This window comes from Cloacibacterium sp. (genome assembly GCF_047601505.1).
Classification (GTDB): Bacteria; Bacteroidota; Bacteroidia; order Flavobacteriales; family Weeksellaceae; genus Cloacibacterium.
Genome location: NZ_JASGJD010000001.1, coordinates 1,502,987 through 1,516,622, shown reverse-complemented (window position 1 = coordinate 1,516,622; position 13,636 = coordinate 1,502,987). Strand labels below are relative to the sequence as shown.

The following is a 13,636-nucleotide window of genomic DNA, read 5'->3' as shown; positions in this document are numbered from 1 at the left end:
AAATAACAATTTAATACCTATATTTATGACACCATTTATAGCCGAAATCATCGGCACAGCAATTCTTATTCTTTTAGGAAACGGCGTAGTAGCAAACGTAGTACTTAAAGACACAAAAGGAAACAATTCTGGTTGGATTGTAATTACCACAGCTTGGGCATTTGCAGTTTTTGCAGGCGTTACCATAGCTGGCCCAATTAGCGGAGCACACCTAAACCCAGCAGTTACTATAGGCTTAGCAACAGCCGGTTTATTTCCTTGGGAAAGCGTTCCTACTTATTTAGCCGGTGAAATGATTGGAGCAATGATAGGCGCATTTTTGGTATGGCTTTTCTACAAAGACCATTTCAAAATTACAGAAGATGAAGGAGGAAAACTAGCTTGTTTCAGTACAGGTCCTGCCATCAGAAATACTTTTTCTAATTTTATTTCAGAACTTATAGGAACTTTTGTTTTAGTATTTGCCGTATTTTATATTGCAGGTCCATCTTTTTCAACAGAAGTAACAGGAGACGCAAAAATAGGATTAGGTACTATAGGAGCATTACCAGTTTCTATTATCGTTTGGGTAATTGGTTTAGCATTAGGTGGAACTACTGGCTACGCAATAAACCCTGCAAGAGATTTAGGCCCTAGAATTATGCATTCTATTCTTCCTGTAAAAGGCAACAGCGATTGGGGATATGCATGGATTCCTGTAATTGCACCATTAACAGGCGCAGTATTAGCAGCACTACTTTACCTTGCATTGCAATAGTTTTATTCAACTTTATTAAATCAAAAAAGAATGAAAAAATTTATAAAAATTGGATTACTCGTTCTTCCATTTATATCTTACGCTCAGACAGATAGTTTAAAACAAAGCCCTTTAGAATTTACAGCTGGTATACAAACCAATCACCTTTGGAGAGGTTTAATCATCTCAGACAAACCAATGGTTTCTGCAATGGCAAGTTTATCTCTTAACAAAGAAAAATCTTTGAAACTTGGCGTATGGGGCGGAACTTCTATCTCTAACGAAGCAGACGGAACCCACTATAAAGAAATTAACTATTTCTTAAAATATGAAAAGAATAATTTATCTATCGGCGTTTGGGATTTATACAACTCTAGAAGAGAAGCATATTTAGGAGCAAACGATATTTATGGATACGCAAAAAGCAGAACCAAACACATTATAGACCTTAGAACATCTTATCAACTCCCCGAAAAATTTCCATTAAAAATTGAAGCAGACGTTTTATTGTATGGTAGTGCAGATGCTCTTTATAATGACAATGGAGACTATGATAAAAATAAATACTCTACTTATGTAGAACTTTCTTATCCATTCATTAAAAATTCAACTGTTAATTTAAATGGTTTCGTTGGAAGCGCATTTGTCTTCAACGGAAAAGAAGGAAACTACTCTCTATACGGAAACGGAGAAAACAATTTCCAAGTAGTAAACGTAGGGGTTACCGCTAGCAAAAACATCACGGTATTTAATAAAAAACTACCTGTTTCTATGACTACTATGTGGAATCCTACAAGCAAATTTGCAAGAATTCAAATAGCTACTACTCTATTTTAGAGATATTTCAACATACCCATTATTCATTCTTCCTGATTTAATAGAAATCAGGAAGATTTTTTTTACAAAGAATCTCTTTTGCTCTGCAAATATTCTTTTCTAATATCTTGTTGCTTTAAAATTTCTTCTAAAAAAGGTTTTATTTCATTATTAATCTGAGCTTCAGAATAATCATTTGCTTTTGGAGACTTCAATAATTCTTTCCAAGGTTTTGATTTAAAATCTGGTTCTCCAAAAATAATTACAGGAGTTCCTTTGGCTAAAATCTTGATTCCTTTTTCATCTAAAATCCATTGTTCTCCCCAAGAATACATCCAAAGCGCATCTTCTTCTAACAATCTCATACAAGAATGAGAAGCGTGATAACCCGGCAAATCGTATTGATGCCAACCAATCCCATGAAAATTAAAAACATTAAAATTCCATCTTAATTTCCATTCAGAATTTGAAGTACTAATTGCTATTTTTTTCTTCCAATTGGTAAATCCAAGTCCAGTTTTAGTTGGCGAAGATTTCTTACCCATACTCGTTGGTCCCCATTTTATGAGATTTCCATTTTCATATAGCGCATAAGCGTGAATTGGATAACTAAAAAGAGCCAATTTGTTAATATTTTTTGCCTCAGAAACGTATTTAGGAAAAGGACTGTACACATTAAAATCTTTCACAATCTTATCTGGAACCACCAAAGTATCTGCTCTCCATCTGTTTTTAAAATCGAGCCTGTTAATTGCTAAAATAGCATGAATTTCTTCTTCAGAATACTTATTTTGAAACTCCGCAAGTGCCGAATCTTGATGATTGATAATTTCAGGATGATAAGAAACTGGAATTTCTTCTTTTTTCTTTTCTTCGAGAATTTTCAAAGAATCTGAAGATTTTTCTGGCACAGCATTTACCTCATCAGCAGATTTATTATCACACTGAACTAATAAAAACAAAACGAAAAAAAAGAATGATAATCTAATAAAATACATCTATTGGCTTTTGAATCTATTACAATGATATGAAAAAATGAAGCCAAAATGAAAATTTTGATAAAATTTTAAAACTCTAACCAATCATTTTCAATTCTTTTTATCTTTTGCGTGTCTTTATCAATTAAAACCCAAAGCGTTTTAGAATCTACCATCAATTCATCATTTTTATAAAATTCCACTTTTCTCGGTTGTCTTATTCCATCTGGTTTTTGAGGATATGTTTTCACCATAAGAATATCTCCTTCATACACTTGTTTCTTGTACTGAATATGATGGTCTGCCAAAAACCAAAAATCATCCACATAATTGGTGTTATGCCTCAGAATATCCCAATGTTCTTTTGCCATTTCTTCTACCCAATGTACGTATTGCACATTGTTTACGTGATTCATTTGGTCTAAATGTTCTTTGGTAATCAATATTTCTTTTATGTGTACATGTTTCATTTTACAAATTTAAAATAAAAAATCAGCCAAAAATTTGACTGATTATCTTAATTTAAAAAAATCACTTTCAAAAAAAATTCGAAGGCAATTTTTAAGAATTTATTCTTGGTTTCTATAAACCGATTGACGCTCTACCATCCAACCTGGATATTGTTTTACCAAAGGACTCACTTCATTTATTTTTTGCAATTCTTCTGCACTCAAAACAACTTTAAGAGAAGCAATATTATCTTTCAATTGTTCTATACGTTTCGCTCCAATGATGGTACTCGTAATGCCAGATTGCTGACGAACCCACGCCAAAGCAACCTGAGCAACTGTTGCTTGATGAGAATTTGCAATTTCTCTTAAAACATCTACCAAATCATAGGCTTTTTCTTTATTAATTGGAGGAAAATCATACGTATCTCTTCTTGAACCAGATGATGTTTCTTCCCGAGAATATTTACCAGACAGAAAACCTCCCGCTAAAGGACTCCAAGGGAAAATTGCTAAATGATTGTCTTTCGCCATTGGTACTATTTCGTGCTCTATATCTCTTGTAACTGCTGAATAATAATATTGCAAACCTATAAATTTGTGCCAACCGTTATAATGAGCAATCATTTGGGCTTTGGCAACCATCCAAGCTGGCCAGTTACAAATTGCTACATATCTTACTTTACCCGTATTCACTACATCATTCAAGCTACGAACAATCTCTTCTAAAGCCGTTTTAGAATCAACACCGTGAACATATAAAATATCAATATAATCCATCTGAAGACGTTTTAAACTAGCTTCTACTGAATTAAAAATATGATAACGAGACAAGCCTTTATCATTAATATCATCACTCATTACGCCTAAAACTTTTGTAGCAATTACTACTTTATCTCTGCTTATTTTCAAATCTTTTAATGCTTGTCCTAACAATTGTTCAGACTGTCCGAAAGAATAAACATTTGCTGTATCGATAAAATTAATTCCAGAAGTTATTACTTCTTCTATCATTGCATTAACCTCAGCTTGTTGTAAATCTCCAATTTGAGACCAAACTCCTGCATCTTGACCACCAAAAGTCATTGTTCCAAAACAAAGTTCAGAAACTCTCAATCCTGTATTTCCTATATAATTGTATTTCATTTTTTACTTATTTATGAATTTAATTTTTATTATTATTAAAACTTCTCATACAAATTTACTTCAATTTAAATTGATTTCTTTTTAAAATTGAAATTAAATACCTGAAATTTCATTCCAAAAAAATTAAAACTTCATTCTTTGAATTCTCACAGCATTCAAAATTGCTAAAAGAGCAACCCCTACATCCGCAAAAACAGCTTCCCACATCGTAGCAAGACCTCCAGCTCCTAAAATAAGAACAATTGCTTTTACTCCGAAAGCCAAAATAATATTCTGCCAAACTATTTTCTTTGTTTCTTTACCAATTTTAATTGCCATTGGGATTTTTGATGGCTTATCATCCTGAATAACAATATCCGCAGTTTCTATGGTTGCATCGCTCCCTAAACCACCCATTGCAATTCCTGCATCACTTATCGCAATTACAGGCGCATCATTTACGCCATCTCCTACGAAAGCTACACTTTCTTTTCTGGCTTTTATTTCTTTTACTTTTTCAACTTTATCTTCTGGCAAAAGGTCTCCAAAAGCATTTCTAATTCCTAGTTTTTTGGCAACATATTGCACTACCGTATCTTTGTCTCCACTCAGCATTGTTGTTTTTACGCCTATCATTTTCAATTGATTAATGGCTTTTTCAGCATCTGCTTTTATAGTATCAGCAATCGTTAAATATCCTACAAATTTCCCATCAAAAGCTACTGCAATTACAGTATAAACGATTTTGGAAATATCTGTATCGTAAGAAATCCCAAATTTATCCATTAGTTTAAAATTCCCTACTAATAGCTGCTTCCCTTCGTAAGTAGCTTTTAAACCTTTCCCTGCAATTTCTTCTATGTTTTCGAGCTTCAAATGATGGTCTATTTCTCCAACAAAATGATGAATTGCCGTTGCAACAGGATGCGTACTATTATTTTCTAAAACGTTTACTAATTTTAGAATTTCATCTTTATTAAATTCGGGTTTAAAATGAACTTCCTGCACCGTAAAAACACCTTCCGTCATCGTTCCGGTTTTGTCCACCACTACATTCTTAATTTCGGCAATTGTATCTAAAAAATTACTTCCTTTAAATAAAATTCCGTTTTTACTTCCTGCTCCAATTCCTCCAAAATAACCTAAAGGAATGGAAATTACCAATGCACAAGGACAACTAATTACCAAAAAAATTAATGCTTTGTAAAGCCAATCTCTAAAAATATAATCACTAACAAAAAAATAAGGCAAAAAACATATCGCAATTGCCAAAAAAACTACAATTGGAGTATAAATTTTAGCAAATTTTCTTATAAATAACTCTGTAGGAGCTTTCTGAGCAGTTGCATTTTGTACCAATTCTAAAATCTTGGAAAGCTTGCTATCAGAATAAAGTGTATTCACTTCAATAAGACTAACTGTATTGAGATTAATCATTCCTGCTAAGACAATATCTCCTTTTGTTTTTGTATCTGGCTTGCTTTCTCCAGTTAAAGCAGCTGTATTAAAAGAATTGCCATCAGAAATAAGAATTCCATCTAATGCTAATTTTTCGCCAGGTTTTAGTTGAATAACATCTCCAATTTTTACATTTTCAGCCTTAATGGTTTGAGGGATATTTCCGTTAATAATTGTTACCTGGTCTGGTCTTTCATCTAGCAAAGATTTTATATTAGCTTTAGCTCTTTTCACTGCCAAAGATTGAAAAACTTCTCCAACAGAATAAAAAAGCATTACGGCAACACCTTCTGGAAACTCACCTATTGCAAAAGCTCCAATCGTGGCAATACTCATTAAAAAAAACTCCGAAAATATATCACCTTTCAATATACTTTCTAAAGATTCTTTAAGAACAGGAATACCTACAGGGATATAAGCAACAATATACCAAACTACTCTAAACCATCCCAAAAACCAATCTGGTTTTATAAAATAGTCTAAAAAAATAGCAGACAAAAGAATTAATAAGGAAATTAATAAAGGTAAAAATAAATTTAGAATACTTTTTCCTTCTTGAGAAGAATGATTATGTTCATCATGTTCTGAATGATTTATTTCTTTAGTTTCATGATGTGAATCTGAGCAACAATGTTCCATAACTGACAATTTTTAAGCAAATTTACATGGAAACCAAATGCAATACTATTGCAAAGTTTCGCTGAGACAATTCTCACAAATTCCTTTTGCAAAAAGTCGAACTTCGTCTATTCTGAAATTTGCAGCTATATTTTCGGGGAAATAAATATCTTCTTTACAGGTGGTCTGCTTGCAAATTTTACAATAAAAATGAAGATGCCAATCTCTGTGCGTGTTTTCGTTACAACCATCTTCGCAAAGGTGATACTTCGTCGTATTATTCTCCTGAATACCATGAACAATACCTTTTTCTTCGAAAGTTTTCAGCGTTCTGTAAATGGTAGATCTATCTGCATTCTCAAAATGATTTTCAATCTCTGTAAGCGAAACGGCAACCTCTTGATGATTTAAAAAATCATACACCAAAATTCGCATGCTTGTAGGTTTGGTATTTTTATGCAGCAATTTATTTTCAATATCTTTTTTCATTTTTATTAAGATTTCAGAATTATTTTGACAAAACTGGTTTATTATTCATTTAAAACTAAAGAAAATCAAGAACTCAACTAAAGTTTAAAAATATCTCAATTAGATTACAGATAATAATCATAAAAATCTGATTAACAGTTAAATAATTTAATTTATTTTCTTATTCAAATTGAAATTCATAAATTCGCATAATAACGATTGGGCTCTAAAAATCAAATTTACAAAAATTCAAAATGAAGCAAGGTATATTCGCTTTTTTCATCATACTGTTTTCTTCAAATTTCTTATTTGGACAAACTATAAATCCTAAAAAACTTGACGACGAAATATCTTCATTAAACAACAAACATTTGTATGAAAAAAGCATCCTGAAACTTCAAGAAATTTTAGACAATCCAGATGCTTCACATTACGACAAATACAATGCTTATTTACAAAAATACTACACTTATAAAAGAGTTTCCGACTTTACTACTGCATTGGAAAACATAGAACTAGCTAAAAAAGAAGGTATTCTAAGCAACAAAAAAGAAGAATGCCTAAGCAAAATAGCTATTGAAGATATCTTTATGAAAATTGAAATTCAAGAATTTGACGAAGTAAAAAAAATTCTCCCTGAAACTCAAAAAAAAATAAATTTAAAATTAGTAGACCCTGATACACAAGGATTTTACCTTTGTACACTTGCGATAATTGAAAATTTAGATAAAAATTACGAAAAAGCAGATAAATATTTAGACCAAGCTATAGGCGTTTTCAAAAAAAACAATCCCAGACACTTACCCAATGTTTACATAAAAAAAATTGAAGTTTATAAAACAATTGGAGACAAAAAAAAGGTTATTGATGCTTACAATAAAGGACTTTATTACGCAAAAAAATACAATGTTAAAGTTTACGAAAAGGGGTTATACGAAAGTATGGCTCAATTTTACAGAGAAAACCATAATCCTAAATTAATAGAATATTACCTCAATTTATCTGCAAAAACAGCTATTGCTTCTTACAAATCCCTTAATGAAAGTGAAAAGTTAAAACGTCTTGAATTAAAAATACTTGCTGAAAAAGAAAAAGAAAAAGAAAAATATGCTTTAGTAACATTTTCGGTTACTTTCATTTTTTTCACTTTATTAACTTTATATTTATTTTCCCTTTATAAACATCATAAAAAGAAAAGATTTATTATACAGCAAGAAAATCAAAGGGTTTTGAGCGAACTACAACTTGTTATGAAAGAAAAACAAAACGATGAAAGTAATTTACAATTAAAAGAGCAAGAACTTAGCGACAGACAATTACAAATCTTAGAACTTATAAAAAAAGGAAAAACCAATAAAGAAATTGCTTCCGAACTCTATATTTCTGAAAATACCGTAAAATATCACCTAAAAATCATATACAATATATTGGATATTGAAAACAGATTTCAACTAAAAAAATAAAGAAGGCTACTTATAAAAGAGCCTTCTTAATTAGTTAGTATATAACTATTATTTGTGTTTTCCGTTAAAAATTAAATCTTTTATTCAATCATAAAAGTAAGTCTTAATCTAATTTTATACAAAAATAATATTACCACTACAAATAACCTAGCTTAATTGGGGTAGTTATTGAGTAGTTTTGCCAACTACCCGACGGGTAGTAAGGTTAATAAATTGAATTTCAGTAAAATAATAAATAAATTCAATTAAAAGCAAAATCTCATTTGCTTCAAAAGTAAAATACATTTTCCTCAATAAAAGTTGAAAATAGGGAAATTATCTACGATTTTAGCATCATATTACCTTGTAAAACATCTTTAGAATTCAGTTTTAAACTATCCGTCTCATTTATAAAATCAGAATTAGCAACAGAAACATTCGTTTCTTTTTGGCAATTATTTTGAGAATTCTGTGCCGAAAAAGAATCTTCTCCAGAAAAAGCACTATAAGACATTAGTAAATTTAGAACATAGTAGATAATCTTTATAATAATTACATTCATTTTTGAATAAATTTTAATAGAAAATTGTTTTCATTGGTCGAAGTAACAAACGCATTAATTTACAAGCACTTATCAAATCTTCACTTTTTTAAATTTTTAAATGATAAACTTGAAAAAATAAGACAACAAACCTTATAATTTAATACAATTATTAAACATTTAACAAATATATAACAAGTCACTATTTGGTGACTAAAAAATTTTGTTAAATTTGCAATAAATTTTCTAATCGAGAAGAGCTTAAGAGCTATGGAAAATGAAAAAGGAAAAACAAGACAACGAAACAAAAACAAAAGCAAACAAGACCTAATAAATGCAGTAGGAGAATTGTTAACAACAAAAGGTTATAGTTCGCTAAAAGTAAACAATATAGCAGCTACAGCAGGATTAGACAAAAAATTAATTTATAAATATTTTGGAGGGACAGAAGAACTTTTAGACGAATACATTTTAAGTCAAGATTTTTGGGCAAATGTAACATCAGAAAAAATTCCACAAGTCATTAATGATGGAGGAAAAGAGTTAACAAAGCTAATGTTCACATCACAATTCGATTTTTTAGAAAAAAATGAAAAATTACAGAAAATATTGCTTTGGAGCTTGTCTGAAGAAAGAAAATCTCTAAAAAATTTAATAGAAACACAAGAAAAAAACGGAGAAATGATATTCGCCACTATTACAGATAAGTTTTTTGGTGAAAAATCTAGAGAATTTAGAGCAATCTCAGCAATTATGGTCTCTGGCATTTATTATCTTAATATGTATGCAAAAAAGAACGGAAGCGTCTTTTGTGGAATTGACTTAAGTGAAGAAGAAGGCAAACAAGAAATAAAAAAAGCAATTACCAAAATGGTAGATAAAATCTACGAAAAAGAATAATTATTTAATAGAAAATTAATAACATTCACCATAAAAATCAAACCAATAAAAACAAAAAGGCTGCATCTTAATTGAGCAGCCTTTTGTTTAAACAACACTTTTTAGAATTCTAAGATTACTATAAAGATAAAAAATTAATTAAAATTTACATCAATTATTAATTATGCTTTTAAGAATGCTAAAGAATTATTATTTTTGCCTCGAATTTTTTCTCTAATGAAAAAAATGAATATATGAATTATAAACTTGAACTCAATACACAAGAAGCTGGCTCTAATATTATCTTCAACAATATAATATTTGATTTTTTCAAAGTCAATATAATAGAAAGACATGCTATATCTAAGAGTTCAAAATCTTCTTTGAAAGATGTTATATTCAAAATTAGAACTTTAGACGACACTATCATCAAAACGAAAGAAGACAATGGAAGAGTGAAATTAAAAGGTGATAACTTAGAAAGTTATAAAAAACTATCTAAAGTATTAAATTCTTACGAATACAAAAGAAAATTAATCAACAGAAAAAATGCAGAGCAACTCTATGTTGACTTCATTTTAAGATTAGTTGTTTCAAATTACACTCTTAATTAACGATTCTTACTTCGTTATTCTAAAACAGTTTTAATTTTTATTGAAAATTTTGCCTTTACTAATAAATGCAAACGATTTTTTGTGAGTATATTTTTTCTATATTAACCTCTAGTGCATTATATGAAAAATTTAAACGCAAAGGAGCAGATAATTTATTGACAATGATTACGTTTTTAAGACGCGAAATTTCAACAAAGTTAAAATTGAAAATCTTTGATTTTCTTGCGCCTTAAAAACTGTCTTGTCCTAAAATAGCTTTACACAAAAAAGTGTAAAAGAATGAACAAACGACAAATTATTTTAGGATTAAAAAGACCTAGTGAATTTACTTTATCTGAGCGGCAACAAATAGTTGAAGAGTACCTATCAACAAAATGCAAAAAGCGAGATATTTGGGAAAAATATACAGGCGAGAAAGAGGAACACGGTCAGATATTACGATGGATGCGTCAATTAGGCTATGAAACTGACCCAAAATACAGTAAATTAGCTATAAATAAAACTGATATTATGGCTAAACAAACTATAGAAGAGCTTCAAATGAAAGAAAAAATCAAGCAATTAGAACAGGCATTGGTTAATTCAGAATTACGAGCTACCGCTTTGGAAATGATGATTGAAGTTGCTGAAAAAGAGCTAAAAATCAATATAAGAAAAAAGTCCAATACCAAACCATCTTCAAAATGAAAGAGCGTAAACCTAACTTAGGATTAAGCAAAATATGCCGATTGTTTGGTGTAACAAGACAGGCATATTACCAATATTTTGAGCGGAATATTGATACAGAATTAGAACATGAATTGATTATAACAGAAGTTTTTAAAATAAGAAGACAGAATCCAAGAATAGGAACTAGAAAGCTTTATGTTATGTTGGAATGTTTTATGCATGAGCATCAAATCAAAATGGGAAGAGATGCCTTATTTAATTTATTATCTGTGAATAACTTGTTGATTAGACGCAGAAAAAGGTTAATAAAAACAACGTAATCTCATCATTGGTTAAAATCTAATAAAAGGATTTTCTGCTTCTAGACCTAGTGAATTGTTTGTGAGTGACATAACGTATTGGAAAACAAAAAATAAGGTGCTTTATATTCATTTAGTAACAGACGCTTACAGCAGGAAAATAGTTGGACATTATTTGTCTCAAACACTGGAAGCAGAGCATAGTGTAAAAGCATTACAAATGGCTCTCTCTGCCTTTGAAGGGGCAGAGAGCCATTTGCCCATAACGCATCATTCAGACAGAGGAGTACAGTATTGTAGTCAAAAATATGTAAACCTATTTCAGGCTTATAATATCCAAATTAGCATGACGGAGAATGGAGACCCTCTTGAAAATGCTATCGCAGAACGTGTAAATGGAATTTTAAAAGAAGAATATTTAAACAATTATGAGGTTGAAAACTATAGTCAAGCAAAAGAATTACTAGATGCTGTAATTAGAATTTATAACAATGAAAGACCTCGGGTATATAACTCCAGAAAAAGTTCACTCAAATGAACTTAAGAAGGGGGATTGTAAATGGAAAAATTATTACAAAAAAAAGGAGATTGTAAATCTATTTTAGGATTATATTTGAACTGTAAACGAATTTTAGTATTAATATAAAAAATGTAAACTTTTTTTAGGACGTGACAGATGGAGCAAAAGGGCTTTGCCCGTTGCAAGGAAAGCATTTAACATAATCCCAAGTTATAGGCACCTATGGATTTTGCCAGTAACGAAGCCTGCGGAGTGGAGGGCAACTGCTTTGCAGCTGCCGTGCGTATAACTTTGATTATGTTACTTGCTGCGGAAAGGCGATGGTAAAAATGTTATTTTATTTCATTATTGAATTTTGTAGCCATAAATTCTTTTACTTCTTCTTTAAAATACTGTTTACTTTCATCTTCGCCAAATTCCTGTTTTATGATCCTGGCTTTCCCTGTATTTCTAATTTGTTTATAATTCTGAATTGTTTTCGGAGTGTGGTAATTAATATAAAATTTCACTGTGTTTACAATCTTCTTTAAATCAAGATTCAGGATTTTATTATTGATTTCTTCATAAGCCACAAATCCAACAATTCTATTTTCTTTCAGATGAACCAAATCATCACGCAATTTTTTAATATCAATAATTATTTTTGCTTTTCGTGGATGATCTTCAATCAAATTTTTAGAAGTAACAGCAGGAATTATTGTTTTAAACTTATCCTCAAATGAAAGTTTACGCTGAATCGTATTTTTATCATTTTTTTTACCTTCAAATTCAACTTTTGCAAAATCGGGCAAGCATTGATTCATAAAAGATTCGAGTGCCAGAAAAGAAAAAATTACTCCTATAGAACCAACTTTAAAAATATAGCTAAAGGCCGTCGAGCTTTTCCATCTAAATTCACTTTGTTTTCCTTTTAAACTATCCATAAGAAGCATTCTGGCTTCATCAATTTGTGGCAAAACATCATAGGCTATAGAAAAATAATATGTTACAGGATTCCCTTCTAACAATGTAAAAATTTCCCCTTTATATTTCAATTTATTTACTGCAAATACACCATTATTAGTTATTTTCATATAATGATTAAGTGGGTCTTTTAATGCTTTTTTCATCTCTTTCTCAGACATTGCCTTATAAACTTCCTGTTTCAATGCCTTACGAACTGATTATAATTCTTCTTTGGGTTGCTGTGTAAGGTTTGTATAAGTAATTTTTGCTCCCATAAAATCTTAGTTATCAAAAGGATTAATTTCTTCTATTTTATCATTCGCCCAATTTATCCAATCTTTTAATTCCTGCGTAAGTTTATTTTCTACAATAGCTCTTTTTTCTACTTCTAAAATATATTTTTGAATCACAGTATATTCTTCAAACCTTTTAGAGTCTAATCGAAGTTTATTGAATTTTTCTTCCTCAGCTTTTCTTTTAGTTTCCTGCTCTTCTTTAATTTTTTGCTCTTTTTCCTGAATTTCTCTTGCAATTTCCGCTTTTTCTCTCCATTCTTTTTCTTCCTTAACTTTTACTTCAACCCAGGCAACAATAAGGACTATCTTTTCTTCCAATCTTATATTAGATGTTTCTGTCCATTCTTTTTTATCACTGTACTGTCCGTTGTCAAAATAAAATTACCTGTTGGAACATATTTATAAGAAGGATAATTGGATTCTTCACTTGGAACTCTTTTATGATGCTCTCTTAAATCGAAAAGGTATTTTGATTCCATCTATTACCATTTTTGTACTGTAATATTCTCTTTCAAAAGAGAAGCCTCTATACCTCAATAATTTAATAAGAGCATCCATTAATCTGAATGCTCTTTTTTTATTTTTATCCGTTACACTTATAGAAAGCTTAAAAACTTTATCATCTCTATAAAAAATATCATTTTTAGTTTTTTTATAGTATTCTTCTGTATTTGTAATCAGAATATCAGGTTTGTTTAATTTAGCGGAAACTTTGACGGGTGCTTTTGGATCCGAAGTTATTTCATCTACAATTTTTTGTATAAATGACATTTTTAAATCATTT

At 30.2% G+C, this 13,636-nt stretch carries 17 protein-coding genes; 8 read left to right on the top strand and 9 right to left on the bottom strand.

Annotated features, from left to right (window positions below):
* The first annotated feature begins 25 nt into the window (after positions 1-25).
* Positions 26-757, top strand: a complete 732-nt coding sequence (locus QM746_RS07150) for an MIP/aquaporin family protein (RefSeq protein WP_414983587.1) — start codon at positions 26-28, stop codon at positions 755-757.
* A 30-nt stretch (positions 758-787) separates the two neighbouring features.
* Positions 788-1,573 carry a hypothetical protein gene (locus tag QM746_RS07145; RefSeq protein WP_414983586.1) on the top strand — a complete coding sequence of 262 codons (786 nt, stop codon included), beginning with the start codon at positions 788-790 and terminating at the stop codon, positions 1,571-1,573.
* 62 nt (positions 1,574-1,635) lie between these two features.
* Here QM746_RS07145 and QM746_RS07140 read toward each other — a convergent pair whose 3' ends face one another.
* The 5 genes from QM746_RS07140 to QM746_RS07120 all read right to left on the bottom strand — a co-directional run bounded on the left by QM746_RS07140 (position 1,636) and on the right by QM746_RS07120 (position 6,668).
* On the bottom strand, positions 1,636-2,550 hold the full coding sequence (locus QM746_RS07140; protein WP_414983585.1) for a L,D-transpeptidase: 915 nt from the start codon (positions 2,548-2,550) through the stop codon (positions 1,636-1,638).
* Between the two features lie 68 nt (positions 2,551-2,618).
* A complete protein-coding gene (locus QM746_RS07135; RefSeq protein WP_414983584.1) occupies positions 2,619-2,999 on the bottom strand; it encodes an acyl-CoA thioesterase in 381 nt (126 codons plus the stop codon).
* Between the two features lie 99 nt (positions 3,000-3,098).
* Entirely contained in the window at positions 3,099-4,124 is a 1,026-nt protein-coding gene (locus QM746_RS07130; protein ID WP_414983583.1) for an aldo/keto reductase, read from the bottom strand.
* Between the two features lie 123 nt (positions 4,125-4,247).
* Positions 4,248-6,200: a heavy metal translocating P-type ATPase gene (locus tag QM746_RS07125; RefSeq protein ID WP_414983582.1), complete on the bottom strand. Its 1,953-nt coding sequence runs from the start codon at positions 6,198-6,200 to the stop codon at positions 4,248-4,250.
* A 45-nt stretch (positions 6,201-6,245) separates the two neighbouring features.
* The gene (locus QM746_RS07120) at positions 6,246-6,668 is read right to left on the bottom strand and encodes a Fur family transcriptional regulator (RefSeq protein WP_414983581.1); all 423 of its coding nucleotides are present in this window, start codon (positions 6,666-6,668) and stop codon (positions 6,246-6,248) included.
* Positions 6,669-6,901: 233 nt separating this feature from the next.
* On the opposite strand from QM746_RS07120, the gene QM746_RS07115 reads away from it, so the two are divergent.
* On the top strand, positions 6,902-8,110 hold the full coding sequence (locus QM746_RS07115; RefSeq protein ID WP_414983580.1) for a LuxR C-terminal-related transcriptional regulator: 1,209 nt from the start codon (positions 6,902-6,904) through the stop codon (positions 8,108-8,110).
* A 319-nt stretch (positions 8,111-8,429) separates the two neighbouring features.
* On the opposite strand, the gene QM746_RS07110 is transcribed toward QM746_RS07115, so the two are convergent.
* Positions 8,430-8,651, bottom strand: a complete 222-nt coding sequence (locus tag QM746_RS07110; protein WP_414983579.1) for a hypothetical protein — start codon at positions 8,649-8,651, stop codon at positions 8,430-8,432.
* A 249-nt stretch (positions 8,652-8,900) separates the two neighbouring features.
* Between QM746_RS07110 and QM746_RS07105 the strand changes: the two genes are divergently transcribed.
* The 5 genes from QM746_RS07105 (at position 8,901) to QM746_RS07085 (ending at position 11,629) form a co-directional block, all read left to right on the top strand.
* Entirely contained in the window at positions 8,901-9,530 is a 630-nt protein-coding gene (locus tag QM746_RS07105) for a TetR/AcrR family transcriptional regulator (protein WP_414983578.1), read from the top strand.
* Positions 9,531-9,763: 233 nt separating this feature from the next.
* The gene (locus tag QM746_RS07100) at positions 9,764-10,123 is read left to right on the top strand and encodes a prevent-host-death protein (protein ID WP_374364375.1); all 360 of its coding nucleotides are present in this window, start codon (positions 9,764-9,766) and stop codon (positions 10,121-10,123) included.
* Positions 10,124-10,402: 279 nt separating this feature from the next.
* Entirely contained in the window at positions 10,403-10,810 is a 408-nt protein-coding gene (locus tag QM746_RS07095) for a hypothetical protein (RefSeq protein WP_414983577.1), read from the top strand.
* On the top strand, positions 10,807-11,112 hold the full coding sequence (locus tag QM746_RS07090) for a hypothetical protein (RefSeq protein WP_414983576.1): 306 nt from the start codon (positions 10,807-10,809) through the stop codon (positions 11,110-11,112). Before QM746_RS07095 ends, QM746_RS07090 begins: the two co-directional genes overlap by 4 nt.
* Positions 11,113-11,134: 22 nt before the next feature.
* Positions 11,135-11,629: a transposase gene (locus tag QM746_RS07085; protein ID WP_414985127.1), complete on the top strand. Its 495-nt coding sequence runs from the start codon at positions 11,135-11,137 to the stop codon at positions 11,627-11,629.
* A gap of 314 nt (positions 11,630-11,943) precedes the next feature.
* Here QM746_RS07085 and QM746_RS07080 read toward each other — a convergent pair whose 3' ends face one another.
* From QM746_RS07080 to QM746_RS07070, 3 genes are all read right to left on the bottom strand, one after another.
* The gene (locus tag QM746_RS07080) at positions 11,944-12,759 is read right to left on the bottom strand and encodes a hypothetical protein (protein ID WP_414983575.1); all 816 of its coding nucleotides are present in this window, start codon (positions 12,757-12,759) and stop codon (positions 11,944-11,946) included.
* A 78-nt stretch (positions 12,760-12,837) separates the two neighbouring features.
* Positions 12,838-13,170: a hypothetical protein gene (locus QM746_RS07075; protein WP_414983574.1), complete on the bottom strand. Its 333-nt coding sequence runs from the start codon at positions 13,168-13,170 to the stop codon at positions 12,838-12,840.
* Between the two features lie 120 nt (positions 13,171-13,290).
* Complete coding sequence (locus QM746_RS07070; RefSeq protein ID WP_414983573.1) at positions 13,291-13,623, bottom strand: hypothetical protein; 333 nt, start codon at positions 13,621-13,623, stop codon at positions 13,291-13,293.
* Positions 13,624-13,636: the final 13 nt, after the last annotated feature.

Bases quoted from the DNA above. Each gene is read 5' to 3' on its own strand.
- QM746_RS07135 (WP_414983584.1), bottom strand. From the start codon at position 2,999: ATGAAACATGTACACATAAAAGAAATATTGATTACCAAAGAACATTTA.
- QM746_RS07115 (WP_414983580.1), top strand. From the start codon at position 6,902: ATGAAGCAAGGTATATTCGCTTTTTTCATCATACTGTTTTCTTCAAAT.
- QM746_RS07070 (WP_414983573.1), bottom strand. From the start codon at position 13,623: ATGTCATTTATACAAAAAATTGTAGATGAAATAACTTCGGATCCAAAA.
- QM746_RS07090 (WP_414983576.1), top strand. From the start codon at position 10,807: ATGAAAGAGCGTAAACCTAACTTAGGATTAAGCAAAATATGCCGATTG.
- QM746_RS07095 (WP_414983577.1), top strand. From the start codon at position 10,403: ATGAACAAACGACAAATTATTTTAGGATTAAAAAGACCTAGTGAATTT.
- QM746_RS07130 (WP_414983583.1), bottom strand. From the start codon at position 4,124: ATGAAATACAATTATATAGGAAATACAGGATTGAGAGTTTCTGAACTT.
- QM746_RS07125 (WP_414983582.1), bottom strand. From the start codon at position 6,200: ATGGAACATTGTTGCTCAGATTCACATCATGAAACTAAAGAAATAAAT.
- QM746_RS07120 (WP_414983581.1), bottom strand. From the start codon at position 6,668: ATGAAAAAAGATATTGAAAATAAATTGCTGCATAAAAATACCAAACCT.
- QM746_RS07140 (WP_414983585.1), bottom strand. From the start codon at position 2,550: ATGTATTTTATTAGATTATCATTCTTTTTTTTCGTTTTGTTTTTATTA.
- QM746_RS07105 (WP_414983578.1), top strand. From the start codon at position 8,901: ATGGAAAATGAAAAAGGAAAAACAAGACAACGAAACAAAAACAAAAGC.
- QM746_RS07145 (WP_414983586.1), top strand. From the start codon at position 788: ATGAAAAAATTTATAAAAATTGGATTACTCGTTCTTCCATTTATATCT.
- QM746_RS07100 (WP_374364375.1), top strand. From the start codon at position 9,764: ATGAATTATAAACTTGAACTCAATACACAAGAAGCTGGCTCTAATATT.
- QM746_RS07110 (WP_414983579.1), bottom strand. From the start codon at position 8,651: ATGAATGTAATTATTATAAAGATTATCTACTATGTTCTAAATTTACTA.
- QM746_RS07150 (WP_414983587.1), top strand. From the start codon at position 26: ATGACACCATTTATAGCCGAAATCATCGGCACAGCAATTCTTATTCTT.